21 protein-coding genes are annotated in these 26,503 nt (G+C 46.4%); 16 read left to right on the plus strand and 5 right to left on the minus strand.

The features are described from left to right. Nucleotides 1–18: 18 nt before the first annotated feature. From AC1DLI_RS19410 to hisC, 7 genes are all read left to right on the plus strand, one after another. A complete protein-coding gene (locus tag AC1DLI_RS19410) occupies nt 19–1,020 on the plus strand; it encodes a carbohydrate ABC transporter permease (RefSeq protein WP_477605452.1) in 1,002 nt (333 codons plus the stop codon). 68 nt (nt 1,021–1,088) lie between these two features. Then, nucleotides 1,089–2,123: a glycosyl hydrolase gene (locus AC1DLI_RS19415; protein WP_477605454.1), complete on the plus strand. Its 1,035-nt coding sequence runs from the start codon at nt 1,089–1,091 to the stop codon at nt 2,121–2,123. A gap of 54 nt (nt 2,124–2,177) precedes the next feature. Next, nucleotides 2,178–3,278, plus strand: a complete 1,101-nt coding sequence (locus AC1DLI_RS19420; RefSeq protein ID WP_477605456.1) for an SGNH/GDSL hydrolase family protein — start codon at nt 2,178–2,180, stop codon at nt 3,276–3,278. Nucleotides 3,279–3,394: 116 nt separating this feature from the next. Beyond that, nucleotides 3,395–4,735: a glycosyl hydrolase gene (locus AC1DLI_RS19425; protein WP_477605458.1), complete on the plus strand. Its 1,341-nt coding sequence runs from the start codon at nt 3,395–3,397 to the stop codon at nt 4,733–4,735. A gap of 51 nt (nt 4,736–4,786) precedes the next feature. Beyond that, nucleotides 4,787–7,327 carry a beta-mannosidase gene (locus AC1DLI_RS19430; RefSeq protein WP_477605460.1) on the plus strand — a complete coding sequence of 847 codons (2,541 nt, stop codon included), beginning with the start codon at nt 4,787–4,789 and terminating at the stop codon, nt 7,325–7,327. Between the two features lie 152 nt (nt 7,328–7,479). Then, complete coding sequence (locus tag AC1DLI_RS19435; RefSeq protein ID WP_477605462.1) at nt 7,480–8,148, plus strand: S-layer homology domain-containing protein; 669 nt, start codon at nt 7,480–7,482, stop codon at nt 8,146–8,148. 178 nt (nt 8,149–8,326) lie between these two features. After that, the gene (hisC, locus tag AC1DLI_RS19440) at nt 8,327–9,448 is read left to right on the plus strand and encodes a histidinol-phosphate transaminase (RefSeq protein ID WP_477605464.1); all 1,122 of its coding nucleotides are present in this window, start codon (nt 8,327–8,329) and stop codon (nt 9,446–9,448) included. A gap of 57 nt (nt 9,449–9,505) precedes the next feature. Here hisC and AC1DLI_RS19445 read toward each other — a convergent pair whose 3' ends face one another. Next, a complete protein-coding gene (locus AC1DLI_RS19445; protein ID WP_477605466.1) occupies nt 9,506–10,252 on the minus strand; it encodes a CAP domain-containing protein in 747 nt (248 codons plus the stop codon). Between the two features lie 281 nt (nt 10,253–10,533). Between AC1DLI_RS19445 and AC1DLI_RS19450 the strand changes: the two genes are divergently transcribed. Beyond that, a complete protein-coding gene (locus tag AC1DLI_RS19450) occupies nt 10,534–10,734 on the plus strand; it encodes a cold-shock protein (protein ID WP_053377054.1) in 201 nt (66 codons plus the stop codon). Between the two features lie 68 nt (nt 10,735–10,802). Beyond that, on the plus strand, nt 10,803–11,033 hold the full coding sequence (locus AC1DLI_RS19455; protein WP_308998218.1) for a cold-shock protein: 231 nt from the start codon (nt 10,803–10,805) through the stop codon (nt 11,031–11,033). A 66-nt stretch (nt 11,034–11,099) separates the two neighbouring features. Here AC1DLI_RS19455 and fabV read toward each other — a convergent pair whose 3' ends face one another. Then, on the minus strand, nt 11,100–12,290 hold the full coding sequence (gene fabV, locus AC1DLI_RS19460) for an enoyl-ACP reductase FabV (RefSeq protein ID WP_477605469.1): 1,191 nt from the start codon (nt 12,288–12,290) through the stop codon (nt 11,100–11,102). A gap of 206 nt (nt 12,291–12,496) precedes the next feature. After that, nucleotides 12,497–12,706, minus strand: coding sequence for a small, acid-soluble spore protein, alpha/beta type (locus tag AC1DLI_RS19465; protein WP_477605471.1), 210 nt, complete (start codon nt 12,704–12,706; stop codon nt 12,497–12,499). A 132-nt stretch (nt 12,707–12,838) separates the two neighbouring features. On the opposite strand from AC1DLI_RS19465, the gene AC1DLI_RS19470 reads away from it, so the two are divergent. The 3 genes from AC1DLI_RS19470 to AC1DLI_RS19480 all read left to right on the plus strand — a co-directional run bounded on the left by AC1DLI_RS19470 (nt 12,839) and on the right by AC1DLI_RS19480 (nt 20,385). Beyond that, nucleotides 12,839–13,477: an ATP-dependent DNA ligase gene (locus AC1DLI_RS19470; protein ID WP_477605473.1), complete on the plus strand. Its 639-nt coding sequence runs from the start codon at nt 12,839–12,841 to the stop codon at nt 13,475–13,477. Between the two features lie 460 nt (nt 13,478–13,937). After that, on the plus strand, nt 13,938–19,376 hold the full coding sequence (locus AC1DLI_RS19475; RefSeq protein WP_477605475.1) for a LamG-like jellyroll fold domain-containing protein: 5,439 nt from the start codon (nt 13,938–13,940) through the stop codon (nt 19,374–19,376). Nucleotides 19,377–19,509: 133 nt separating this feature from the next. After that, nucleotides 19,510–20,385: a helix-turn-helix domain-containing protein gene (locus AC1DLI_RS19480; RefSeq protein ID WP_477605477.1), complete on the plus strand. Its 876-nt coding sequence runs from the start codon at nt 19,510–19,512 to the stop codon at nt 20,383–20,385. A gap of 91 nt (nt 20,386–20,476) precedes the next feature. Here the strand turns inward: AC1DLI_RS19480 and AC1DLI_RS19485 are convergent, their stop codons facing one another. Together AC1DLI_RS19485 and AC1DLI_RS19490 are read right to left on the minus strand one after the other, a co-directional pair. Next, nucleotides 20,477–20,962, minus strand: coding sequence for a C40 family peptidase (locus AC1DLI_RS19485; protein ID WP_477605479.1), 486 nt, complete (start codon nt 20,960–20,962; stop codon nt 20,477–20,479). Nucleotides 20,963–21,127: 165 nt separating this feature from the next. Beyond that, entirely contained in the window at nt 21,128–22,108 is a 981-nt protein-coding gene (locus AC1DLI_RS19490) for an aldo/keto reductase (protein WP_477605481.1), read from the minus strand. Nucleotides 22,109–22,324: 216 nt separating this feature from the next. Between AC1DLI_RS19490 and AC1DLI_RS19495 the strand changes: the two genes are divergently transcribed. The 4 genes from AC1DLI_RS19495 (at nt 22,325) to AC1DLI_RS19510 (ending at nt 26,474) form a co-directional block, all read left to right on the plus strand. Continuing rightward, nucleotides 22,325–23,107 carry an alpha/beta hydrolase gene (locus AC1DLI_RS19495; protein ID WP_477605483.1) on the plus strand — a complete coding sequence of 261 codons (783 nt, stop codon included), beginning with the start codon at nt 22,325–22,327 and terminating at the stop codon, nt 23,105–23,107. Between the two features lie 243 nt (nt 23,108–23,350). Beyond that, entirely contained in the window at nt 23,351–24,844 is a 1,494-nt protein-coding gene (locus AC1DLI_RS19500) for an alpha-N-arabinofuranosidase (protein ID WP_477605485.1), read from the plus strand. Between the two features lie 13 nt (nt 24,845–24,857). Next, a complete protein-coding gene (locus tag AC1DLI_RS19505; protein ID WP_477605487.1) occupies nt 24,858–25,130 on the plus strand; it encodes a DUF6171 family protein in 273 nt (90 codons plus the stop codon). A 330-nt stretch (nt 25,131–25,460) separates the two neighbouring features. Continuing rightward, complete coding sequence (locus AC1DLI_RS19510) at nt 25,461–26,474, plus strand: S-layer homology domain-containing protein (RefSeq protein WP_477605489.1); 1,014 nt, start codon at nt 25,461–25,463, stop codon at nt 26,472–26,474. The last annotated feature ends 29 nt before the right edge of the window (nt 26,475–26,503 follow it).

Below are 26,503 nucleotides of genomic sequence, written 5' to 3' on the forward strand. Positions count from 1 at the left end.
CAAAGGAGGAAGATGCATATGGAATCTTCACAAGCTGTTCGCACCGAGGACAATAAATATCGGCTGATGAAAATAAAAAATAAGACGATCGATACCTTGTACGCCATTTTTCGTTATGCGCTTGTTATCGGAATATCGTTCATCATTATTTACCCGCTGCTTATGAAGTTTTCTGTAGCTTTCAAAGACAAAATCGATATTTACAACCCAACGATTTACATGGTACCCGTCAGCTTTACACTCGACAACATAAAAATGGCCATGGAAATCCTGAACTATTTTCCACTGATTGGGAATACATTGGTATTCGTCATCGTGACCACGCTGCTAACTACTGCTTCCTGCGCATTGGCAGGTTACGGCTTTGCCCGGTTTTCCTTCCCGGGCAGCAACGTGTTGTTCGCTTTGGTCATCCTAACGATACTTGTTCCAACAAGCACTCTGATGGTACCAATGTATCTTCATTTTAGAAGTTTTGACATTCTTGGCTTGCTACATTTATTTACCGGCAAGGAAGGCGTTAATTTGCTGAATACGTATTGGCCTTCGATCATTACTTCGGCGACCGCGATCGGACTGAAAGCAGGATTGTTCATTTATATTTTCCGTCAGTTTTTTAAAGGGATGCCTAAGGAGATCGAGGAAGCCGCATTGATCGACGGTGCCGGCGGCGTGAAAACATTTTTAAAAATCATGCTGCCAAACGCAGTGCCGCCGATTATTACGGTCGTATTGTTTTGCTTCGTTTGGCAATATAACGATACCTTTTTCACTTCCTTATTTATGAGTGAATCTGCTCTCATGCCGATTAAAATATCGACGTTATCTGCCCAAGCAAATGCATTGATTCCAGGATTGATAGGTGTCGGAAGCGGCGCTAACGTTAAGGCCGATCCGAACCATGTGGCGATGATTATTGATACGGGCATTTTACTAGCCATTATTCCGCTCATCATCCTGTATTTGGTCGTTCAGCGTTATTTTGTTGAGAGTGTCGAGCGCAGCGGCATTATCGGTTAGCGCATCACTTGCTGTGCATAGAATGATAAACATGAATAGAAGACAACGAGAAAGGTGAGAAATCATAAATGCTGAATGCGGAGAGACAATCTCGTTTTAATGTAGAGCCAGAGCTTATAAATCCGAATGCTGATGAAAATGCCAAAAGGCTGATGACGTATTTGTGCGACATTTATGGAAGCCGCATACTGACCGGCCAGCAAATCGGGGTAGTGTCTACACTGGAGCTCGAAATCTTGCATGAAGTTACGGGGAAATATCCAGCCGTATACGGCTTCGATTTCATGAATTATTCACCCTCGCGCACAGAGCGCGGGGCAGAATGCTCAGATACCGATATCGCCATCGATTGGTGGCAAAGCGGAGGCATTGTCACCTTTTGCTGGCATTGGAATGCGCCTAAGGATTTAATTGATTTGCCGCCGGACAGAACATGGGGCAGCGGCTTTTATACGAAAGCAACGACGTTTGACGTTCAGAAGGCGATGGCTGATGAAGATTCCGAGGATTATAAGCTGCTCATAAGGGATATCGACGCGATTTCCACCCAGCTGAAAAGGCTGCAGGATGCAGGCGTGCCAGTGCTGTGGAGACCGCTGCATGAGGCATCGGGAGGATGGTTTTGGTGGGGGGCGAAGGGGGCGGACCCATGCGTTCGGCTGTGGAAGCTGATGTATGACCGAATGACGAACATGCATAAGCTGAATCATTTAATTTGGGTGTGGAACGGCCAACATGCGGATTGGTATCCGGGCGACGAATATGTCGACATTATTGGTGAAGATATTTATCCTCCTGATCGAAATTACGAGTCGCAGCTCGAGCGTTTTCAGACTGCTCTTTCTTACACGAAGATGAACAAAATAATTGCTTTGTCCGAAAACGGGCCGATTCCTGATCCAGATCTCATGATGCGGGATCAAGCCCTTTGGGCATGGAATTGCACGTGGTACGGCACTTTTGTCTACGATACGGTGGATGGCCGCAGAGTGTATGCCGAGAAGCATACGGAGCGAGATCAGCTTATTAAATTTTACCATCACCCGTTCTCCTTAACGAAGGACGAGCTGCCAGATCTTCAGAACTACCCGCTGCGGGATTAGCGTATGGCGGCAAGGCTCGGTAAGGCCTAATACTTCTTAAGGAGTTTGTCATTGATGACTTTGTCTATATGGAATCACAGGAGCAAACTGCGTCAAACGCGGCTCAAAATCCAGGCGGGATGCTTGTCAGTGGGTTTTATCGGCGGCTCGATCACCGATGCAAGGCCGCGCCACAACTGGCCGGAGCCGGTCATTGCCTGGCTCACGGAGGAATTTCCGGAAACGCGCATAACGGTCGAAAATGCGGCAATCGGAGCAACGGGCAGCGATTTAGCCGTCTTTCGCGCCAAGCGGGACTTAATCGATACCCGTTGCGATTTGGTTTTTATTGAATTTGCGGTCAATGATGAAGGCGAGCCTACCTTGAAACGCAACCGTTCAAGAGAAGGGCTGATCAGGCAGCTGCTTGCTGATGGTCATCGCGATGTTGTTATCGTATACACGTATTCACAGAACATGTACGACTCGATTCAGGATGGCTTGGTTCCGGATACGATTAGCGAATTTGAACGATTAGCCGACCATTATCACATCGGCTCGGTATGGATGGGACTATATGCTTTGAACGAAGTGAGGAAAGGCAAGCTCCGCTTCGAAGAATGGCTGCCTGACGGCCTTCACCCAACGAGCAGAGGCAGCTTGAGCTATGGTCAAAGCGTCATTTCCTTTCTCGCGAAGGAATTATCGGAAGGAGAACACGCCACGCAGGCTGACCAGGTTTCGCGCCTGCTACCGGCGCCGCTTGATGACCTGTGCTGGGATAAGGTTTCTGCACTGCCTTTCGAGCATATCCGAACGAATGGTCCTTGGACGATTCGGAGATGGCCGCATTTGGAATGGATCGATCAAGTGCTTGAGACATCGGCAGTCGGGGCAAAGCTCTCCTTCTCGTTTGAGGGCAGAGGCCTCGTGCTTGGGTTCGATTTTGGGAGAAGCTCCGCAGAATTTCGATATCGAATGAACGACGGGGAATGGCAATTGACGGAACGGGAAAGGCCGTCATGGGTTGGAGACGACGGCTGGTATCGACTTAGCTTTTTTGGAGATGAATGGCCTCTTAGCCTGCACCGCTTCGAGCTTGAGGTGATTCATGGCAACCGCCCCGATTGTACAGGTGCCAACTTTCGTCTTGCGAAGGTAGGGATTATAAAGTGACCGCTGTGAAGAACAAGCGAATCGTAATCGGCATCACGGTCGCTGCAGGTTTAGCGCTATTAGGTTCAGCTGCAGCGTTCGGGCTTCCTGCTCCGCAAAAGAAACAATAGCCCGTTGTGCTCTATGAGGCGGAGGCTGGGCAGCTTACGGGAACCGTGGTTTCTCAAGAAGCAGAGGGCTTCTCTGGCACTGGATTTGTCACCGATTTTACCGATGAGCAGGACCAGTTAACGATGCAGGTTGAAGTGCCCAGAACGGCATTATACAATATGTGGGTGAGCTACCGTGCTCCAAATGGAAATAAAGTGGCTGGTCTCACCTTAAATGACGAGCCGCATGGAGAATTGGTTTTACAGCCAATTGAAGGATTCACGGAGCTCAAAGCAGGGAAAATGCTTTTGAGAGAAGGCTCTAATACGATTAGCTTGACTCGCGGCTGGGGTTATTATGATATCGACTATATCAAGCTGCAGAAAACGAAGCCTGAAGTCAAACATCAGGTCACCGGTCAATTAGTTAATCCGAACGCTTCTGCAGAAGCGAAAAAACTAATGAAATATTTGGTGAAAAACTATGGCAAGTCGATGTTATCGGGTCAAACCGGGTTGGATAACGTTTTATGGATTGAGAAGGTTACCGGCAAGAAGCCTGCCATCGTTGGGTTTGATCTCATCGATTATTCCCCCACTAGAGCGGAGCATGGAGCAGTATCGTATGAAGTGGGAAAAGCAATTGGCTGGCATCAGCAGGGAGGCATAACTACCTTTTTATGGCATTGGAACGCGCCCTCCGGCCTGATTGACGAGACGGGAAAAGAATGGTGGCGGGGTTTCTACGCGGATTCTGTAACCTTTGATTTGGAAAAAGCATTGGATGATCCCGTATCGGAACAGTATAAGCTTCTGATCTCCGATATTGATGTGATCGCCGAGCAGCTCAAACGATTAAGGGATGCCCATATCCCGGTACTGTTCAGGCCGCTGCACGAAGCAGAGGGCGGATGGTTCTGGTGGGGAGCAAAGGGGCCGGAGCCTGCCAAGCAGCTGTACCGTATAGTATACGACCGTTTGGTTTACAAGCATAAAATGAACAATCTCATTTGGATATGGAATTCTGTGCTGCCCGAATGGTATCCGGGAGACGATGTTGTAGATATCGTGAGCGTAGACAGCTATCCAGCCCCGGGAGATCATTCGCCGGTCATCAATCATTATGATAACCTCGCGGCTCTAGTAAATGACAAAAAGCTGGTCGCTTTAACGGAAAACGGGTCTATTCCTGACCCGGACTTAATGAAGGCCTATGGAGCGAATTGGAGTTGGTTCGTGACCTGGCAGGATGAATATCTAACCGATGGAAAGCATAACAGCCAAGATCTATTAAATAAAATTTATAACCATCTAAAGGTGATTACGCTTGATGAGCTGCCAGACTTATTCGGAATGAAAAAAAAGTAGATAAAGAAGATTGATAACCGATGGGAAGACACATATTTTTAGGAGGACAAAATGAGAGAAACAAAACTAGTGCTGGATAATTGGAAGTTTAAGGCTTGTCAGGAAAAGGAATGGTTGGAGGCGGCCGTTCCGGGCTGCGTACATACGGATTTACTGCGGAATGGAATTATCGATGATCCTTTTTATGCAACAAATGAGCATGATTTGCAATGGATCGACAAAATAGATTGGGAATATGAATCACGGTTTGATGTCGCAGAGGAGCTGCTGCAAGCATCCGCTTTAGAGCTCGTATTTGACGGTTTAGATACGTACGCTGATGTCTATTTGAATGGTCAGCAAGTGCTTTCTGCCGATAATATGTTCAGAACGTGGAAAGCTGATGTTAAATCGATCGTGACGGCTGCAAATAATCATTTAAGGATAAAATTCCGTTCGCCCGTGCAGGAGGATCTGCCTAAAATCGATAAGCTGGGCTATAATTTACCGGCTTCAAACGACCAATCCGAGCTGGGCGGACTGGGCGCGCAGAAGATTAGTATTTTTGCTAGAAAAGCGCCTTATCATTACGGCTGGGATTGGGGTCCGCGATTTGTTACGAGCGGAATTTGGCGCGAAGCTAGACTGGTAGGCTGGTCTGAGAGCAGGATCGTTGACGTGCATGTCCAGCAGGACAGCGTAACGGCATCGCAAGCCAGCTTATCTGTCAGCGTGGAAATCGAGTCCGAGGAATCATGGAGCGGAACCGTAAGAATTAGCGCGGACGGACAAGTTTGGGAGCAAGAAGCTGTTTTGGAGCAAGGTAGCAGCATCGTAGAAGTCAAGGCGGTTATTGAGCAGCCCAAGCTTTGGTGGAGCAGAGGGCTCGGTGAGGCCCATATGTATACTTTTACGGCAGAGCTTATTAATGAAGATAAAGCTGTCGCGGCGAAATCCGTTCGCACCGGATTGCGGTCCGTCCGCTTAGTGCGCGACAAGGATGAGAAGGGCGCCAGCTTCTATTTCGAGCTGAACGGAGTGCCTGTCTTCGCTAAGGGTGCGAACCATATCCCAAATGACAGCTTTATAACGAATGTGACCGATGAACGCTACAGGCATGAAATCGCTGCGGCAGCAGAATCAAACATGAATATGCTGCGCGTTTGGGGTGGCGGGATCTACGAGCAATCGGTTTTCTACGAGCTGTGCGATGAGTACGGCATCATGGTATGGCAGGACTTCATGTTCGCTTGCAGTATGTATCCGGGCGACGAAGCATTTTTGGAAAATGTTCGGCTTGAAGCCATCGAGAACGTAAAGCGCCTCCGCAATCATCCCTCCATCGTGCTATGGTGCGGCAATAACGAGATCGATTCGGCATGGGCCGAATACGATGAAGACGGCGGTTGGGGCTGGAAGAAAGAATATACGAAGGAGCAGCGTAAAGTTATCTGGTCAGATTACGAAGCAGTGTTCCATGACATATTGCCTGAAGCGGTTGCGACATTTGCGCCCGGCACGCAATATTGGCCGTCATCTCCTCTTATTTCATTGACTGGCGACATTAATCAGCATGCCCACCCGCTCTCCGCAGAAGGTGATATTCATTATTGGGGAGTTTGGCACGCGGTTGAGCCATTTGAGAATTACAATATCAAAGTCGGACGTTTCATGAGTGAATACGGCTTTCAATCCTTCCCTGAATACGATACGGTAATGACCTTCGCAACCGAGCAGGATTTGGCGCTGGATTCGAAAGTGATGCGCGCTCATCAGAAGAACGGCGATGGAAACCGGCTTATTAAAGAATATATGGATATTTACATGAATCAACCGAAGGATTTCCCTGCATTTCTTTATATGAGCCAAGTCCTGCAAGCGGAAGCGATGAAAATGGCTATTGAAGCCCATCGCCGCAACATGCCATATTGCATGGGGACACTCTATTGGCAGATGAACGATTGCTGGCCGGTTGCTTCCTGGGCGGGCATGGATTATTACGGCAAGTGGAAAGCCATGCAATACTATGCGAAAAGAAGCTTCGCCGATACGATGCTTTCATTTGACCGCACGGATGACGGCGTGGTGAACGTACATTTGGTTACCGATTTACTTACGCCGATTAAAGGGGAGCTTAGCCTAAGGATGTATGATTTTTCTGGCGCACTGATTAAGCAGGCCTCAACCATTGTTGCCATGGATGGCAATCGCGCAGCTGTAGTCAGCTCGATCAACGAGCAGGAGTGGCTGGATGGATACGAAGCAGGCAGCGTTGTGTTGTATGCTGAGCTTGAGCAAGACGGCCAGCTCGTGGATAATAAGACTTATTATTTCGCTAAAGCGAAAGAGCAGAAGCTGACGAACAGCGTTATTCGCATAACGGAGGTTGAGGGCAGCAACGGCACTGCATTTACGCTTACTGCGGATGCCCTCGCAAAGCAGGTATGGGTTACAGCGGAACATGAGGGTATGTTCACTGACAATTTCTTTGATCTTATACCGGGTGTAACGAAAACCGTACAATTCATGTTCCGTATTGAAGGTGAGAAGGTAGGGAAACCTGCTGCTGCCGGCAAGGTACAAGTTCGTTCCATGGTTGATTTTTTGGCTTAACGCAAAGCAGAATAGAATGAGTGTTGCCTCAATCAGCGTAAATAACATATAAATTTTAAGTTTATAAAAAAATGTAAGTATTTCTGCAACCTTTTGTTCGAAAGCCCGTCTATGAGGAAGGAACTTTCCAAATACTAGATGAGGTGATAACGATGACTAACAAAATCAAACTGATGACATTAGCTGCTACAGCTGTACTTTCTCTTTCCATTGCTGGCCAAAGCTTTGCGGCGACGTCTTCGTTTACAGATCTGATGAATGTGACAGCGAAAGAAAAAATTACCGCCCTGCAGGAAAAAGGACTCGTTCACGGAGTTAGCAGCGACCGGTTCAACCCGAATGCAACGCTCACAGCAGCTCAAGGCATTCAGCTTATTGTGAACGCACTCGATTTGAATATTGATTTAATCCGTTTTATAAAAGAGCCTCAAGCGACGGATTATTTTGCAAAAGCGGATAATGCCGCTTGGTATGCGGATGCTTTAATCATCGCTGCCAACAATAACATTGGCTTGCCGAATGATCTGGATCCAAACAAGACATGGACGAGAGAAGAGTTTACGCATCAGCTTATTTTGGCAATCGAGCTACACAGTAATTTGCCGATGATCAAAATCATACCGGTTGAGATTGGCGATCAAGCTGAATTGACGGTCGATTTTGACGGATCGGTCCAACGTGCGCTTGTTCTCAAAATTGCCGAGCTGGATGCGGAAGGGAATTTTAACCCGAAGGATGAAATTACGCGTGCGGAAGCGGCGGTACTTATCTACAATGCACTTGAATACATCGAGGCGCATCCTGCGCCTGCAGCAGAATAGTCGAAATGTTTTAATAGGGTAAGCGGTTTGTGTTTTAAAGAAAGGGGCTCACTCTTAGGAGGGGCTCCTTTTCTGTTTATAAGTGTGTAAAAACACACATCAACTCTTTACCGCGACAAAGGATTAATGTATTATAGTGTTAAAGGTTTTTATTCTAATGATGAAGGTGATTTTATTTATGCAAGAGAATATCGAGGTTCGCGCACGTAAAGCAATTGAGCAGCTGAAGCCTTACTCACCCGGAAAGCCGATATGGGAGGTGCAGCGCGAGCTGGGCTTGGAGCGGGTAATCAAGCTTGCCTCCAATGAAAATCCGCTGGGACCGTCACCTAAGGCTGTAGAGGCTATGCAGGCGGCTCTATCAGAGCTTCACCGATATCCGGATGCTCAAACCTTGGATTTAAAGCAAACCCTTGCGACTCATTATGACCTAAGCCCGGAGCAAGTTTTGGTTACAAATGGCGGAGACGAACTCATCACCCTCGTGTCAGAAGCGTTCTTGGAAGCCGATGATGAAATTATTGAACCCAGCCCAACATTTAGCGAATATGCGTTTGGCGCTCAAATTATGGATGCTAAAATAGTCGTCGCACATCTAAAAGCGGATTTTCAATACGATTCGGAAGCGATCCTTGCAGCGGTGACAGATCGCACGAAAATTGTGTATCTGTGCTCGCCCAACAATCCGACGGGTACTTTTTTGCCGCGAACAGAGCTGAAGCATATTCTTGATTCGCTTCCTAAGCAGGTGCTGGTTGTGCTCGATGCCGCGTACAGCCACTATGCCACAGACGAGCAATATTCGGATGGTACCGAATTTGTGAGGGCAGGCTACCCTCTGCTTATTTTAAGAACATTTTCCAAAATATACGGGTTAGCTGGCATACGCATCGGCTTTGGCATTGCACATCCGTCCATAATCCAAAACATATTGAAGGTTAAAGAGCCGTTTAACGTAAACGCATTGGCCCAAACTGCGGCCGCAGCAGCTGTCGGTGACGTAGAGCATGTGCAGCGGTCACAGACGCTTGTTTTTGCGGAGCGGGAGCGGTTTTACAAAGCATTAGAAACGCTTGGCTGCAGCTTTACGGTGAGCATGAGCAACTTTGTGCTTGTGGAGATGGGAGAGAAGTCGGCAGTTATTTATGAGGAATTAATGGCTAGAGGCATTATCGTAAGGCACGGAAAAACATGGGGATTGCCGAATCATTTGCGGATTACAATCGGAACGCCGGATGAGAATGAATGCTTTCTAAAAGCGTTAAGCGATATTTTGGATACAAGTAATATGCAAGCTTAATAAATGAGCAGCCTGTTCGGGAATAGTCCGGAACAGGCTGCTTTTTGTTAGAAGAGATTAGCCAATAAACTCTTGTACCCATGAGCCGTTATAATGAGCAACACCGATTTTATTGAAGCTGCTTTTCAAAATGTTGGCTCTGTGCCCCGGGCTGTTCATCCAGTCGCTCATGACACGCTCGGGTGTCGGTTGACCTTTGGCGATGTTTTCGCCGGCTGAGCTATAGGTAATTCCAAATTGCTTCATCATATCGAAAGGAGAACCGTACGTCGGCGAATTATGATCAAAGTAGTTGTTGTTGGCCATATCCTTTGCTTTAACCATCGCCATATTAGCAAGCGGGCCATCCATGCTTAGAGCGCCTAACCCGGCTTTGGACCGCTCGGCGTTGACGAGCTGAAGCACTTGCTTCTCAAATTGGCCGACAGCTGCATTTTGTCCGTCCGGAGTTGGATTAGCCGGGGTTTTAGGAGCGGGCCTCTGAGTAGTAGGGTTTTGAACATTAGGATTCTGACCTGTTGGCTGCTGAACTACCGGATACCTCGTTGCTGGATTTTGGACTTGAATATCGCCAAAAATCCAATCTGGAAAATTGAAATTCGAACCCCTCATCGAAGATAACGGTTCTGCTGCATTCGGTGTAGTAATGGATGAGGCACGCGTAATAATTGGCGCAGCAGTAATGACAGGTGTTTTGATTTGGGCACGATTAAGAGCATTCTGTTTGTGCATGTCATTGGAATTCGTGTTGGTCGCACAACCTGTCACAACTAATAATGCTGCGATTGCAATGTACTTTTTCAATTAAGAACACCTCTGATTTTAGGATAAAGTGCTTGCCACGCCTTTTATAATCTCCCGTCAGCGCGGCTGTTATCCTGTATGAAAATAAATGTTTATGGATTTTGCTTGGGGACTTGCTTATTCCAAACGCCTATGGTATATTATCAATACAAATAACAAATTTAATCCTTGAATTCACATATTGAAAAGGGTTGTCATTTGTATAATGATACTTTTCTCAATATGTGATTTTTAGTTTTTCTGGAAAAAACATGTTAAAAAAATTATTGGAGGTTTTTATAATGGAACAAGGTACAGTGAAATGGTTTAACGCAGAGAAAGGTTTTGGCTTTATCGAAGTAGAAGGCGGCAATGACGTATTCGTTCATTTCTCCGCTATTCAAGGCGAAGGCTTCAAATCCCTTGACGAAGGTCAACGCGTTGAGTTCAACGTAACTCAAGGCAACCGTGGACCACAAGCAGAAAACGTTGTAAAACTGTAGTATTTACAACATCGAGAGCCCTTAACATTTGTTAAGGGTTCTTTTTTATTACAAAGGAGGATTAATCAATGTATTTTCGCAGAAAATCGTTAGAAGATCATCCTCAAGAAAACACAATTATTTGGACTTGCCAAGAAGAAAGCTGTACGGGCTGGATTCGCGATGACTTTGCATTCGATCACATACCGGCGTGCTTTCAGTGTCACTCTCCCATGGTAAGAAGTGAAAAGATGCTTATCTCGCTAAACAATTCGAATAAAGACATGAAGTCCCTAAAACCAGGCAAGTTAATTTCCTAAAAGCTTATAATGAAAACAGCAAAAAAGCCGTCGGTTCGGACATACGAACCAACGGCCTTTTTCTTTTTAACGAAGATTTGTAATATTTACTTCAGGATTTACGTCTGCTTCATAATTGATGCCGTCGGTTTCAAAGCCGAACAGCTGGAAAAATTCCCGACGATAACCTGCAAGATCGGAAAGGTCATAGACGTTTTCGGTGGACAGCTTGGCCCAAACCTCTGCTACCTCTGCTTGAATCTCAGGTCTCATTTCCCAATCATCGACACGGATAAGCCCTTTTTCATCGACGAGTGTTTCGTTGTTGCCATACAGACGCTCAGAGAATAAGCGATACATTTGCTCGATACAGCCCTCATGAATGCCTTTTTCCTTCATCACTTTGTAAAGCGCGGATATATAGAGCGGTACAACAGGGATAGCTGAGCTGGATTGCGTCACTAATGCTTTGTTAACAGAAACGAAGGCACGACCGCCATTTGTGCTTAGCTGCTCATTCAAGCGCTTAGCCGTTGCTTCCAAATCGTTTTTCGCAGCGCCAATTGTTCCTTCACGGTATACCGCATGTGTAATTTCAGGCCCGATATAAGAATAGGCTACGGTCGTTGCGCCTTCTGCAAGTACACCAGCCTGTTTCATATCATCGATCCACATTTGCCAATCTTCGCCGCCCATAACGGCAATCGTCTGACGGAGCTCGTCCTCGGTTGCAGGCTCGATTGTAGCTTGCGACACCTCGCCGCTATGGAAGTTCACGGTTTTGTTTGTGTACGTGCCTCCAAGCGGTTTTATGACGGAAGAAAAGGTTTCGCCTGTCTTTGGGTGCGTACGGCGTGGAGAAGCGACGCTGTAAACAACGAGATCGATTTGCCCAAGCTCCGTACGAATTAAGTCAATCGTTTTTGCTTTTATCTCATCGGAGAAAGCATCACCAACGATGCTGTAGGATTTGCGGCCAGCAGCTGCAGCTGCTTCCTCAAATGCCGCGGAATTGTACCAGCCGGCAGAAGCTGTACGAGCGCCCTCAGCGGCTTTGTCGAAGTAGACGCCAATCGTATTAGCGCCGGCTGCGAAAGAGGAAATGATGCGTGAAGCGAGCCCGTAGCCTGTTGAGGCGCCGATGACCAGCACATTGCGCGGTCCTGTAATGCTTGGCTGCGCGTTTACGTAATCAATTTGGCGCTTTACCTGTTCGGCGCAGCCCTCTGGATGAGCAGTGGTGCAGATAAAACCGCGTGTTTTCGGTTGAATAATCATATTAGAATATTCCTTTCTTTAATGGAATTTGCAAGTATGCGTTATGTACGGGACAACTCTATCTCATTTTACCGACTTTTAGAGCAGAAGGGAAGTTCTCGACTCGCGACAAGAGTATTTATTTACACAAATTCATATGTATTGTCATAAATAAATAAGCGCCAAGACAGCAGTTCTGCTCTCTTGGCGCTTATTTATGAAGAAAATTAACGTCGACCTGATAGCTGCTGTTCTGCCATCTGAATGAGCCGGCGAGTAATCGATCCGCCGATGGAGCCCATGTCGCGCGTAGTCATATTTCCATAGTAGCCGTCTTGCGGAAGTTGAATGCCAAGCTCTTGGGCAACTTCAAATTTGAGCTGCTCAAGCGCTGCGCGGGCTTGGGGTACAAGAAGTTGATTTGTTCGGTTTGCCATCTTTTCTCAGCCTCCTTCTTGGAATTATTATGCGGAAACAATCAGGAGATTATTCACCAAATTCACCTGAAATTACCGCCGATTTTTGGAGTAGGATCATGTTAAAATGGTTACACGGAAGGAGGCGCCGTTATGTTTGTGAAACCTATGCTTTTAACCGAGCACGAAAAGCCTTTTGATGATGATAATTATCTGTTTGAGCCCATTATTGACGGACATCGTCTGCAGCTTTCCTTTATTGGGGGCAAGCCGAAATTATATACCAGGCACTGTAATGAAGTTACAAGGCAATATCCTGAATTACATAATGTACCTTTGCGAGAGCCAGCCGATGTTTTGTTCGACGGCGAGGTGGCTTATGTAAATCCAATTTCGGGAGCATTTGAGTTCCATACTCTGCAAGAGCGCTACCGTTTGAAAAAAGAACCGAGCATCCGTGATGCGAAGCGTTCGAATCCTGTCTTATTTTTTGTATTTGATCTTTTGTATTATAACGGAGTGGATTTGAGACAGCATCCTCTGCTCGAGCGTAAGCGGCTGCTTAGTTATATTTTGGAGGACAATGCTTATTTCAAAAAGATGCTGTACGTCGAGAAGGAAGGCTCCGCCTTGTACGAGCTTGTGAAAAGCTCTGATTTAGAAGGCGTGGCTTGCAAGCGCAAAGACAGTGTTTATTCCGAAGGCCGCAGGGATAGTTGGCTTAAAGTGATGAATGGTGAATATAAAAATTTAGCAATGGATGTGGATCAAAAAAGCTTTTTCGTATCCTAATCGGAAATATGTTAATGAAATTATTAATTAATTTTCGCATCACTAAATATAGGGATTTGTCTTGAGAGGGATACTGCCGGTCAATGCCGTCGGTATCCTTTTTTCTATTTTCATGAAGTATGAATCTTTATTCGGTTGCTAATAAATCAACAGCATAATGCATCTCAGAAGAAATTTTTATATTGACGATATGCGGGCGATATCGTTACAATATAATCGTTAACATTATTAGTAATCAGTTAATAATTATATTCTCGATATTACTATTAATGTTTGTGCTGCTGGGAGGATGAGATCATCCTTTTTTTTTCAGATACAAATGTAAGCGCTTATTTATCGGATTGAGAAAGAACAGACAGAAAAGAGGTGGAATGAAAAGGTTAGTGTATTTAAGGTATGCAAAATTGCTTAGCCAATTACGAATTGGAGTCGGAAGGGGTTATACGAGGTGAACAAATCAATGAACAAATGGATTGCGATTGCCCTTACAGCCACATTGCTTGTCCCTGGCCAGCTTACTATGGCGGCGGGCGGAAACGCGAATGCTGAATCTGGCGTCAAAGATAGCTTGTTACAAAGTACCGTTAAGTCTGATGTACAAGGTCACTGGGCAGAACAGGACTTTAATTCCTGGTACGACAAGCAGTTGATTAAAGGATATGGAGACGGAAACTTTAAGCCGAACCAAGCGATTAGCCGCGTAGAATTTATGACGCTGATCAATCGGGTTTTTAATTTTGTTGAGGAAGCAGATGTATCCTTTCTTGATATTACTGCCGCGAACTCTTTTTATAACGAAGTAAAGAAAGCGGTTGCAGCTGGATATTTATCCGGATATAGTGACGGAACCATTCGTCCAAACGCTCCGATTACTCGCCAAGAGGCTGCCGTTATTTTATTTAGAGCGTTCCAGTTGAAAGCATCGGAAAGCAGCGAAAGCATTCTAACTGATACTGCTGGTTTACCTGCATGGAGCAAAGATGCTGTAGAAACCTTTGTGAGCGAAGGTTATATTACCGGCTATAACGATCAAACCTTCAGACCTGCTAACAAAATCACAAGAGCGGAGGCGCTCCGTCTAGTCAATAACATCTCAGGAGAGGTTTTGACCCAAGAAGGTACGTTTACAGGCCTGAAAAGTAAAAATGTAATCATCAATAAAGCGAATATTACGTTGAAGGATACGGAAATAGAAGGCAATCTGTACTTAACCGAAGGTATTGGCGAAGGGGATGTCACTCTTGAAAATGTAACCGTAAAGGGCATCATTCGGGTGCAAGGGGGCGGACAGAACAGCATTAAAGTGAATGATTCAGAAATTGCGCAGATTTTTGTTGATAAGAAAAACGGGAAACTGCGGATTTTGACGCAGGGCACAACAACAGTCGGCCAAGTATTCGTTCTATCCGGTGTAAAGCTGGAGGAAGAAGCTGCGTCAACCGGTACTGGCTTCAGCAAGGTCATCGTCGACGAAGCTGCGGATACGGATGCATCGATTGCTTTTTCTGGAGATTTTGAACAGGTTGAAGTTGCCGCGTTATCTTCCCCGACTATCCAAGTGCTAAAAGGCATCATTAGCAAAATGGTTCTGAAGCAGAAGGCCTCCTTGCATGTGGATGAAGCCGCTGAGATCAAAGATATCGTCATTCAGGTGGACGGTAAAATCAAGGTTACAGGCAAAGGGAAAGTGACAAGCGATTCACAAAACGGAACAAAGCTTGACCGTGAGACGACAACGCCAGCTGTTCCAAGCCAAACGCCGGCGCCAACACCGGTGCCCACGGCGACGCCGCTTCCAACGGCAACTCCGGTACCAACCGCAACGCCGGCTCCTGTATTCCATAATGTATCCGTGCATGATCCGTCGGTCGTTAAGGTTGACGGTACCTATTATGTGTTCGGCTCGCATCTGGCGGCTGCCAAATCGACGGATCTTATGAGCTGGTCATTAATTGATTCTGGCGTTACCGAAACAAATAAATTGTTTAAAAGCGCAGAGAGCGATGTCAAAAAAGAGCTGGCAGAAGCGCTCGGATGGGCAGAAACCGATACGCTGTGGGCAGCTGACGTCATTCAGCTGGCAGACGGCAAGTTTTATATGTACTATAACGCATGTAAAGGAGATCAGCCGCTTTCCGCCTTGGGCGTAGCAGTAGCGGATAACATTGAAGGACCTTATGTCAATAAAGGCATCTTCTTGAAATCAGGCAAGGGCATCAGTGCCGACGGTACGGCTTATAACGGCACTCAGCATCCGAATACGGTTGACCCGGACACTTTCTTTGATAAGGACGGCAAGCTGTGGATGGTGTATGGCTCGTACTCGGGAGGTATATTCATCCTTCAGATGGATCCGGAAACGGGCTTTCCGTTAGTGAATCAAGGCCATGGTAAACGTCTGATGGGACAGAATCACAGCCGGATTGAAGCGCCGTACATTCAATACAATCCGTCTAACGGCTACTATTATTTGTTCGTTACGTTTGGCGGTCTGGATGCGATCGGCGGCTACAACATGCGGATATCCCGTTCCTTGAATCCTGACGGTCCTTATGTCGATTATGAAGGCCAGGATATGATCGATGCTCATGGAGCAGCAGGGACATTCTTTGAGGATGAGGCCATTGAACCTTACGGCGTGAAGGCTTTCGGCAACTTTATGTTCAGCAACCTGAACGGAGAAACGAACTTTCCAACCTATGGTTATGTATCTGCAGGGCATAACTCGACCTACTATGATGAAGCAACGGGCAAGTGGTTTAACATTTTCCACAGCCGTTTCCCGTTCCGCGGGGAAGGCCATGAGGTTCGCGTGCATCAGATGTTCTTGAATCAGGACGGTTGGCCGGTAGTCGCTCCGCATCGATACAGCGGGGAGACGATCGCAAAAATTTCTGAAAGCGATGTCGTTGGCGCTTACCACTATATTAATCATGGAAAAGAGATAACAAAGGATATCAAGCCTTCTGTTTATGTGAAGCTGCTGGGAGACGGAACGATTGTCGGAGCCGTAAGCGGCACATGGGAAATCGACGGCGACTATTATGCCGAACTAACCATTAATGAGACGGTCGATAACCAGGCAGTGCAAACGACGTATAAAGGTGTATTCATCCGTCAATGGGATCCTACAACCGAAACCTACGTGATGGCTTTCAGCGCATTGTCTGGAGAAGGCGTTGCTGTATGGGGCAGTCAACTGGAAGAGCTGTCTGATCAAGAGATTGTGACTAACGCTGTCCAAATGTTAACGATTGGCGATACAAGCCGAGTTTATAAGGATATCGTGCTGCCTGCTAAAGCAGCAAGCAATTGGCCGATCACTTGGGAATCCTCAAACTCTGCTGTAGTAAGCGCAAGCGGAGCAGTAACACGACCAAATGCGGGTGCCGGAAATGCAGAGATACAATTAACAGCAACCATTACTTTAGGAAACGCGACAGCGTCCAAGACGTTTACAGTCAACGTACAGCAGCAAAGCGATAATGCTTTAGCTGACGGAATAGTTGCGCAATACGATTTTGAAAATAATTTATATGAAGCTGCTGACAGGTCCGATGCTGGTGAGGTAACCGGCAATCGAATAAATAATACGGGCGGAGAAATTGCTTACGTTGAAGGACTTAGCGGGAAAGGCAAGGCAGTAAGCTTGAGCGGTTCTTCAGGCGTGCGTTTGCCAGACGGTTTAATTTCTACAAATGAGTATACGGTTTCAATGTGGCTGAACCCAACTGAGGCAGCTAACCTTGCCCCGGCCTTCTTCGGCGCTCAATCTGAGGAAAGCTGGATCAGCTTCTTGCCGAGAGGCCATGATTTCGCAACAAATAACACGATGCTTTGGTCAGGTACGGCTTGGTTTGATGCCTCGACAGGCATGAAAATAAAATTGGGTGAATGGACGCATGTCGCCTTTACGGTTCAAAACGGCGAAACCAAGGTTTATATCAACGGCGTCCAAAAATATAGCGGAACAGGCATGACAAACGTATTTAATAACAAACTAAGTGTCTTTGCGCTTGGCGTCAATTATTGGGATACGCCTTATAAAGGGCTGATTGATGAAGTTCGTATTTATGAAATGGCGTTAAATGCGGAAAAAATCGGTTGGCTTGCATTCGGTGAGCCGGATGCTTCCATAGTCGTCAACGACATTCAATTTGGGGCTTCTCAAAAAACGATAGCTGTGGGTACGGCTTATACGCCTGAAACAACTGTACTGCCAGTGAATGCTGCGAATAAAACGATTGTTTGGTCAACTGGAGATCCCGACATTGCAGCTGTAAATGAATCAACAGGACAAGTGACGGGCGTAGCAATCGGAACGACAACGATTACTGCGGCAGCAGCGGATGATGGACATCATACAGCTGCTTATACGGTACATGTGACCGATGGCGATTTGGCGCATTACGCGTTCGAGAGCAATCTCGCAGATTCGTTGGATCGCTCGGCAGCGGGTTTGATAACTGGGAACCGCATTAATAACACAGGTGGGAACATCACCTACAACACAGGTATTGCGGGAGCGGCGGCTGTACTAGACGGTACATCGGGCATACGGCTGCCAGACGGAATCATCAACGGTAATGTTTACTCCGTATCCATGTGGCTGAATCCGGCTGAAGCAACTAATTTTGCTGCTGCTTTCTTTGGATCTCGGACGAATGAAAGCTGGATTAGCCTTGTTCCGAGAGGTCCAGGCAATAATGATACAATGCTCTGGTCAGGCACGGCTTGGTATGATGCCAGTACCGGCCTCAAGATCAATCTTGGTCAATGGACGCATGTAGCGTTCACCGTTAATAACGGAACGGCAAAGGTTTACATTAACGGTGTCCAAAAGTTTTCTGGAACTGGCTTTCCGAACGTGTTTACGAATGAGAACGGCGTGTTCGGAATAGGCGTCAACTACTGGGATACTCCTTACAAAGGTTTAGTGGACGAATTGAAACTCTATAACAAGGCGCTTACTGCTCAGCAGGTAGCGGCGGATTTTGCAATTGGAAACATGGTTACTCTTGATCTAGCGGCAAAATCGCTTAAAATAGGCGAGAATGTAACGCTAACCGCCAATCGGTCCGTTACATGGAGCTCGAGTAATGATGCTGTGGCTGCTGTTGATACAAACGGACTGGTGACCGCAGTATCTGCAGGGACCGCTGTGATTACTGCCGCTTCAATAGCGGACACGACACAGAAAGCGACTGCAACGATATCGGTAACCGAAGCTTCAGCAGTCTTTGACGAAGCGGATGGTCTGCTCGTTAAACTGGATTTTAACGGCAACGTAAGCGACAGCAGCGGAAACAATAAAAACGCTGAAATCAAAAATAATCGGGTTGAATATGTAGCAGGGCGATCGGCGGATAATCAAGCTGCTCAATTTTTGAAGGCGGAAAGCGGCGCTGCGTTTGACAACATCCCTGTTAAGCTGCCAGACAATCTCATTGCAGGGGATCAAGCATACACCGTAGCGGCATGGGTCAAATGGAACGGTTCGTCAGAAAGCTGGACGCAAGCATGGTCGAGTATTTATTTTAGCGATACATTCGTAGCTGCGGACAGCCCATTAAATTATTATTTAAATGTAGGGCTAAGCGGTACAAATCAGTTGTTTATCGGGAGACCAGCTGCTGCATCGAGCAACCAGCTGCCTGCTCACGAGTGGGCACATCTCGCGATGACGGTAGTTCCTAACGGGAAAACGACGCTTTATCTAAATGGTATTCAGATTGCGCAAGCCGATTCCGATATCAGAACAACGCAGGGTTTCAATGAACATTTTATCGGAGGAAACTTCTGGGATCAGAACTTTAACGGAGCTATGGATGAATTCCGGATGTACGGAAAAGCATTGACCTCTGATGAGGTTTTGATTTTGGCTGAAGCAGCAAATTAACAACAAAAATGACATGCAGATCATCAAATGATCCAGCATGTCATTTTTTTAATCCATTTTAACTGTTCAAAAGCTCAGAAACTTGCAATACTAGATAATAAAATGTTGAGATCTTGTCCTAATAGGAGGCCATATGAACTTTTTGTTCGATCCGGTTAAGTTTGATGGACAGACGATGCTGTGGTCGCATGTCGCCAAATCAGATACCGCTTACCCCGGTTTTTATCACTGGCATCAATGCATGGAGCTGCTTTATGTTCATGAAGGGGAGGGAAGCATTATCGTGAACCAGCATACGTATGAAATGCGTTCAGGGATGCTGTTCCTGTTCCAACCCTTCCAATTGCATAAGGTATTTGCCAATGTGAGCAAAGAGAAACCTTATAAACGCACGATTGCGTTTTTTGATCCGTCCGTATTCTCAGATAACCTAGCACCTTTCCCGCTGCGTCACAGCCTGTTTATGAAGATATGGCAGGGGAGATCGACAGGGCCTGCATTCGATTTATTTCAGGAAATCAAGCAAATAGAAGACTGTTTTGTTCATTTCGATGAGATGAGCAAGCAGGGCAGAGGCCAAGAGCAGGAGGAGGTTACGATGCTGCTTCTACAGCTGATGGGGATCATTCATAAAGCAAAGGGCGATCTGCAGGACCGGGAAGCAATCGAAACGGATGGAAGAGCATTGCGTTATGCGGAAAAAATTATGCAATGGATCGAAACGCATTATGCCGAAGAGGTTAGTCTGGACCATTTAGCAGAATGGCTGCATTTATCCAAATTTTATGTATCGCGAGTATTTCATGAGGAGACAGGAAGCCATATTACGGATTATTTGACCGCAAGAAGAATTAAACAAGCGAGCAGGCTGCTTCAATCTACTACGCACTCTATCGAGCAGGTCGGTATTCTAGTCGGTTATCCTAATGTTTCATATTTTATTCATATGTTTAAGAAGGTAGTAGGTGTTACGCCGTTAAAGTATCGGCAGCGGCATGTAGGGAACTGAAGTGAGAAATGAATAGCACAATAAAATACAAAAAGCTGCTGTCGCAAAGAGCGACAGCAGCTTTTGATCAGCGGGCTTAATGAAGCCTAAACTAGCTTAAAACACGTCTTGCCGTGACATACTTCTTTGCCCAATAGCCTGTATCGAGGCTCGTAACCGTAACGCCTTTGCTTGTGGAGCTGTGAATAATTTTGTGGTTGCCTGCATAAATGGCTACATGGCTAATCGACTTGCCGTTTGTATTGAAGAAAACAAGATCGCCCATGCTTAAAGAGCCCTTAGGAACCTTCTCGCCGATTGTAGCTTGAGCTCCAGAGGTGCGGGGAAGGGAAACGTCGAGTCCCTTAAACAGAAATTGGGTAAAAGATGAGCAGTCAAAAGCGTATGTAACGCCAGCAGGTGCACCGAATTTATAAGGTGTCCCAAGGTATTGTTTGCCTGTAGAAATAAGATTTAACGTTTGTGGTGTTGCCGCATGCGCTTCAGGCGCAAAAGATCCGAATGTGATAGCCGACATGACGACCGCGCTGCAAATGCCTGCTTTCGCAATCGATTTCATAAAGTTTGATATTCTCATGCTGTCAGGATGTCCCTCCGCGTTTCGTATTATGTGTATGACTATAACACATCTGAAACATGGGAAATTTCCACATGAGAGCGAAGGGTTAGCTGTTTCAAGGATTCTGAGCGATTATGAGAAATAAATGAAAAAATATTAATAAATTAAGGGTTGCAACTTGCATTAAGGCATGTTTACGCCTCTAGCGCTTACGAGCAGCGAGTACCATTGCTCTCTCGTCATGATTTCGGATTGCCGAACCGCGTCCTTACAAGCAATAATTCGCTCAGGATTAACCGTGCCAATAACAGGCTGAATCCGTGCAGGGTGCTTCATGAGCCATGCGAGCACGACCGATTCAGGAGTTGTCTCGTTCTCGTCAGCAATTTGCTTAACCATAGCGGCTGTTTGAATCTCCGCTTCGGATGCATTCTCCGAAACCCTTCCAGAAAATCTTCCTTGCGCAAGCGGGCCCCAAGCTTGAATTTGAATGTCTTCCATCTGCATGAATTCCATTAGTCCCTCAGCAAAATTATCTTTTAAGCCAGCCTTTTGGTTAACATGAATGCCTTGATCGACCCAGTCATGGCGAAGCAAGCTAAGCTCAAGCTGGTTTACGACGATCGGATCTGGCAGCGCGCGCTGCAGGAAACGGATTTGTCCGGGGCTCATATTCGACACGCCAAAGTTCCGTACCTTTCCAGAAAGTTTCAGCTTCGTAAAGGCTTCAGCGATTTCATCCGGCTCCATAAGCGGATCTGGACGGTGAAGCAGCAATACATCTAGATATTCCGTTCCGAGACGCTCTAAAATACCGTCCACGGAAGGCAAAATATGCTCTTTCGAAAAATTGAATCTACCAGGCAATACACCGTCAGAGAGCTGGATGCCCACCTTGGATTGAATGACGATTTGTTCACGAAGCTTAGGCTGCTGCTTCAGGACTTGTCCAAACACAGACTCTGCTTTGCCTCTCGTATAAATGTCAGCATGATCATACATGGTAATGCCAATGGATAGGGCAGCTTCAATGGCTGCTTCAGCCTGACGAATATGATTTGTCGTGATGGGGTCTGCAAGATCCCAGCTTCCGCCAAGGCCCATGCAGCCTAGCGCCAATCGGCTATCAGATATCCCGCGACGCTCTAATGGCATCAATTTCATTTTTCATCAACCTCCGCATATTTATATTCAAGCTCAGACGGTTACTATTATACCTTGCTATCAATTTTCATATAAGGACTGAAAAAAAGTTCACTAAGTAACTTTGTTACGCGCGAGGGAAATGGCGGTATCTTAGATTGCAAGCGCTCCATATTGATGCTACATTACTAGTGATGAGTACAGTTTGTTACTATTATATTTTGGGAGGTATATCGATTGGCGTTTATTACTTGTAACTTTTTCTCTGAAGCATTAGGTCTAAGTACGTCGATGACCGTTATTTTACCTCAACAAACCGCCACGCAAATTGGTATGAACAGTCGAAGCAGCCAGAAGCTGCACAAAACATTATATTTATTACACGGTTTCTCCGATGACGATACGATATGGACGAGAAGAACGTCTATCGAACGATATGTAGCCGAGCTTGGGCTCGCTGTTGTCATGCCTAATGTCCATCAAAGCTTTTATACGGATATGGAATACGGCAATAAGTATTGGACCTTCTTGACTGAAGAGCTTCCAGCAATAGCCCGTTCCTTCTTCCCTCTATCAGACGAGCGTGAGGATAATTATGTTGCAGGTTTGTCGATGGGAGGATATGGCGCATTCAAATGGGCGCTAAGGCATCCTGACCGGTTTGCTGCCGCGGGCAGCTTGTCAGGCGCTCTTGATATGGCTAACCATATCAAAGACCCGGCTGCGCCCCATATGAAGCCTTATTTCCATCTGATTTATGGAGAGAAAGATATTAAGGGGACCGATGAGGACTTGCTGCATCTCGTAGCGGAGCGTAAGGATACGTCTTTGGCAAAGCCATTGCTCTATCAGTGCTGCGGGACGGAAGACTTTCTCTACCAAGATAATGTCGCGTTCCGTGAAGCCTGTGAGGCAGTTGATTATCCGCTGACTTATATAGAAGGGCCGGGAAGCCATGAGTGGGGGTATTGGGACACACATATTCAATCTTTCTTGCAATGGCTCTCGATAGAAAAATAAGGAAATGATTCACAATAAAAAATCACGCGCGATTGTCTATCATCGCGCGTGATTTTTTTTTACCAGCAGAAGCATTTTTCGATAAATATTTTATGGTTTATTGCAGATAAGGGTTGCAAAATGAATCCGCTCCCATTATGATTTGAGTAGGATTAACATTTACATTTTTGGATAAATAAATATATTAATCCAATGAAATGATGAAGTCATTTTAACCCAACATACGAAGCGAGGATGATTCATTTGGCAAACCGTATAACGATTAATGCCGATTTGGCAGCCGGCACGATTAACCGCAACATTTATGGACATTTTTCTGAGCATCTTGGACGCTGTATTTATGAAGGAATTTGGGTAGGCGAGGATTCTCCGATTCCGAATACGAACGGGATCCGCAACGATGTAGTCGCTGCGCTTAAGCAGTTGAAAATTCCGGTTCTTCGCTGGCCGGGCGGTTGTTTCGCTGATGAATATCATTGGAAGGACGGCATCGGTCCGCGCGAGACGCGCAAACGTATGATCAACACGCACTGGGGCGGTGTGCTTGAGAACAATCATTTTGGAACGCATGAGTTTTTGATGCTATGCGAGATGCTGGAATGCGAGCCGTATATTTCGGGTAACGTGGGAAGCGGGACGGTTCAGGAAATGTCCGAATGGGTTGAGTACATGACCTTTGACGGCGTATCGCCTATGGCGGAGCTGCGCCAAGAGAACGGCAGGGAAAAGCCTTGGAACGTCAAATATTTTGGCGTAGGCAACGAGAACTGGGGCTGCGGCGGCAATATGCGTCCAGAATATTACGCTGACCTCTATAGAAGATATCAAACGTATGTCCGCAACTACGGCGAGAACAAGATTCACAAAATCGCATGCGGTCCAAACGTGGATGATTACCGCTGGATGGACGTCGTGATGCGTGAAGCGCACTGGATGATGGATTCAATCTCCTTGCATTATTACACGATTCCAGGCGAGTTCTGGACAGGAAAAGGCGCGGCGACTGGTTTCTCCGAGGATGAATGGTATATCACCATGAAAAAAGCGCTTTGGATGGACGAGCTGATCAAGCGTCATTCTACAATTATGGACCGTTATGATCCGAGCAAACGCGTTGGCCTTATCGTAGACGAGTGGGGCACTTGGTTCGACGTTGAGCCAGGCACTAACCCAGGCTTCCTTTACCAGCAGAACACGATTCGCGATGCGCTCGTTGCGGGCTTGACGCTAAATATTTTCCACGATCACTGTGATCGGGTTCAGATGGCGAATATCGCTCAAGTGATTAACGTGCTGCAATCGGTTATTTTGACCGAGGGCGAGAAAATGGTTCTAACGCCGACTTATCATGTTTTTGACATGTATAAAGTGCATCAAGACGCGACCCTGCTTACTACATCGATTGACAGCCAGGATTACGCACATAATGATCAGAAGATTCCTCAGGTATCGGTATCGGCGTCCAAAGATGCAGAAGGCCGTATCCATGTTAGCTTGTGCAATCTGGATAACTATTCCGGCGCTGATGTTGAAATTGATGTACGCGGCCTCATCGGAGCGGGACTTCAAGTTACAGGCACGGAGCTTACAGCGTCAATTAAGGATGCACACAATACCTTTGAGCAGCCGGAAGCGGTAGTTCCGACAGCGTATCAGGCTTTTACAGTCGACGGCTCAAAAATCAGCGCGAAGCTCTCGCCAATGTCTGTTACGGTGCTTGAGCTGATCTCAGAGTAAGGCAAGCCTCAAGATGAGCAGCAAAAATCAATGCAAGGGATGCCGGGATGATTACCGTGTAACCGATGAGCAGATTGACCGTATTTTGGCAGCGCCGATGTTTCAGTCCGACATTAGCGTACCGGATGACGTATACGAGCAGCGTTTGCTGGCTTGCAGAGCCTGCCCAAAGTTTCAGTATGGCACCACTTGTACTGTTTGCGGCTGCTTCGTGCGTATCGCTGCCAAATATAAAGACCGTGCTTGTCCGAATCCCGGAGACAGCCGTTGGAAGAAGTTTGCGTAAACATAATCAGGATCGTTTAAAAGGCCGCTTTCCGTTATTACGGGGAGCGGCCTTCGTTATATTTAAGGAGAACAATGGAAAGGAACGGCGGAAATTCATAAATTTTAACCTGATATTGCAAATACATTCCGAAATCATCTTTGTAAAATAAAACTTATGAAGGGATGGCGCACTTATCAGAACTTAGGCTAAGGGAGCTCTTACCTATAGGGGCGCCTTTCATCATAGTTCTGATGATACATTATGTATCATTATGCTGCATGTATGCTTCTTCTAGCGATCATGCTTATCTCTCAATATCACATTTTGTACTTGGAAGGGACGATTTCAATGATGAATTGTAAGCGTTTTATGTCGGTTGGTTTAATCGTTTTATTGCTGGCCATGGCCGTACCTAGCTTTGCTTTTGCTGCGGAATCTCCTGTATTTACGCTCACGCAGGAGAAGTCGGACAACAATATCAAAATCGTCGTTAATGCGGATAAATTAAAGGATATGTACGCATTTGAAGTAAAGCTTTCCTTTGATACAAAGAAGCTTCGTTTTAAGAGCGCAAGCAGCGGTATCACGGGTTATTCGATATCACCGATCGTGGAAGGGAACCAAATCGTTTACGCAACGACAAAAATCGGGAAAAAACAAGGCGACAACGGAAAGAGCATGTTATCCAGCTTCTTATTCGAAGTCTTAGGCAAAGGGGAAGCAGAGGTTAAGCTCACTGATGTAAAGCTTGTAAACAGCGAACTCCAATCGGTTACGCTTAAACCAAACGTGAAGATCTCGGCCGCTTTGGTAGATTTCGCTGCTTTATTCAAAGATATTACAGGACACTGGGCAAAAGCGGCAATAGAACAAGCGGTCAAACTGAGCTTCATTAATGGTTATACCGACGGCACCTTCCGTCCGAATGCTCAGGTAACCCGTGCTGAGTTTGCGGCAATGCTCGTCCGGGCACTGGATTTGCAAGCAAAAACGGGAGATAAAGCATCGTTTACGGACGCAAGCAGCATACCAGGCTGGGCCTCCGGATTTGTAGCCACGGCGGTAGAGGCGGGTATTCTAAAGGGTTATGAGGATCATACTTTCCGACCTGGCAAGCCGATTAACCGCAGCGAAATTGCCGTGATGATTACGAGAGCTCTTGCTTGGCAGGCAGATCCAGCCAAAAAATCATCTTTTGCTGACCGTGATTTGATTCCGGCTTGGGCGCATCCTTCCGTTGCGATGGCTGCTGAAGCAGGCATCATCAAGGGCAGAGGCGCGAACCAATTTGCACCAAGCGCAAATGCGACCCGAGCGGAAGCGGTAACTCTTTTGCTTGCCGTCATTGATTTAAAGGAGTAAGCAGCCCTGCTGCCGAGCAGCAGGAAACA

Source organism: Paenibacillus sp. 01T443 (assembly GCF_056398325.1).

Excerpts from the sequence above, each read along its gene's own strand:
- AC1DLI_RS19455 (WP_308998218.1), top strand. The coding sequence starts at position 10,803 with ATGTATTTTCGCAGAAAATCGTTAGAAGATCATCCTCAAGAAAACACA.
- AC1DLI_RS19475 (WP_477605475.1), top strand. The coding sequence starts at position 13,938 with ATGAACAAATGGATTGCGATTGCCCTTACAGCCACATTGCTTGTCCCT.
- AC1DLI_RS19410 (WP_477605452.1), top strand. The coding sequence starts at position 19 with ATGGAATCTTCACAAGCTGTTCGCACCGAGGACAATAAATATCGGCTG.
- AC1DLI_RS19480 (WP_477605477.1), top strand. The coding sequence starts at position 19,510 with ATGAACTTTTTGTTCGATCCGGTTAAGTTTGATGGACAGACGATGCTG.
- AC1DLI_RS19450 (WP_053377054.1), top strand. The coding sequence starts at position 10,534 with ATGGAACAAGGTACAGTGAAATGGTTTAACGCAGAGAAAGGTTTTGGC.
- hisC (WP_477605464.1), top strand. The coding sequence starts at position 8,327 with ATGCAAGAGAATATCGAGGTTCGCGCACGTAAAGCAATTGAGCAGCTG.
- AC1DLI_RS19510 (WP_477605489.1), top strand. The coding sequence starts at position 25,461 with ATGATGAATTGTAAGCGTTTTATGTCGGTTGGTTTAATCGTTTTATTG.
- AC1DLI_RS19435 (WP_477605462.1), top strand. The coding sequence starts at position 7,480 with ATGACTAACAAAATCAAACTGATGACATTAGCTGCTACAGCTGTACTT.
- fabV (WP_477605469.1), bottom strand. The coding sequence starts at position 12,290 with ATGATTATTCAACCGAAAACACGCGGTTTTATCTGCACCACTGCTCAT.
- AC1DLI_RS19420 (WP_477605456.1), top strand. The coding sequence starts at position 2,178 with ATGACTTTGTCTATATGGAATCACAGGAGCAAACTGCGTCAAACGCGG.
- AC1DLI_RS19465 (WP_477605471.1), bottom strand. The coding sequence starts at position 12,706 with ATGGCAAACCGAACAAATCAACTTCTTGTACCCCAAGCCCGCGCAGCG.
- AC1DLI_RS19430 (WP_477605460.1), top strand. The coding sequence starts at position 4,787 with ATGAGAGAAACAAAACTAGTGCTGGATAATTGGAAGTTTAAGGCTTGT.
- AC1DLI_RS19485 (WP_477605479.1), bottom strand. The coding sequence starts at position 20,962 with ATGAGAATATCAAACTTTATGAAATCGATTGCGAAAGCAGGCATTTGC.
- AC1DLI_RS19415 (WP_477605454.1), top strand. The coding sequence starts at position 1,089 with ATGCTGAATGCGGAGAGACAATCTCGTTTTAATGTAGAGCCAGAGCTT.
- AC1DLI_RS19505 (WP_477605487.1), top strand. The coding sequence starts at position 24,858 with ATGAGCAGCAAAAATCAATGCAAGGGATGCCGGGATGATTACCGTGTA.
- AC1DLI_RS19470 (WP_477605473.1), top strand. The coding sequence starts at position 12,839 with ATGTTTGTGAAACCTATGCTTTTAACCGAGCACGAAAAGCCTTTTGAT.
- AC1DLI_RS19490 (WP_477605481.1), bottom strand. The coding sequence starts at position 22,108 with ATGAAATTGATGCCATTAGAGCGTCGCGGGATATCTGATAGCCGATTG.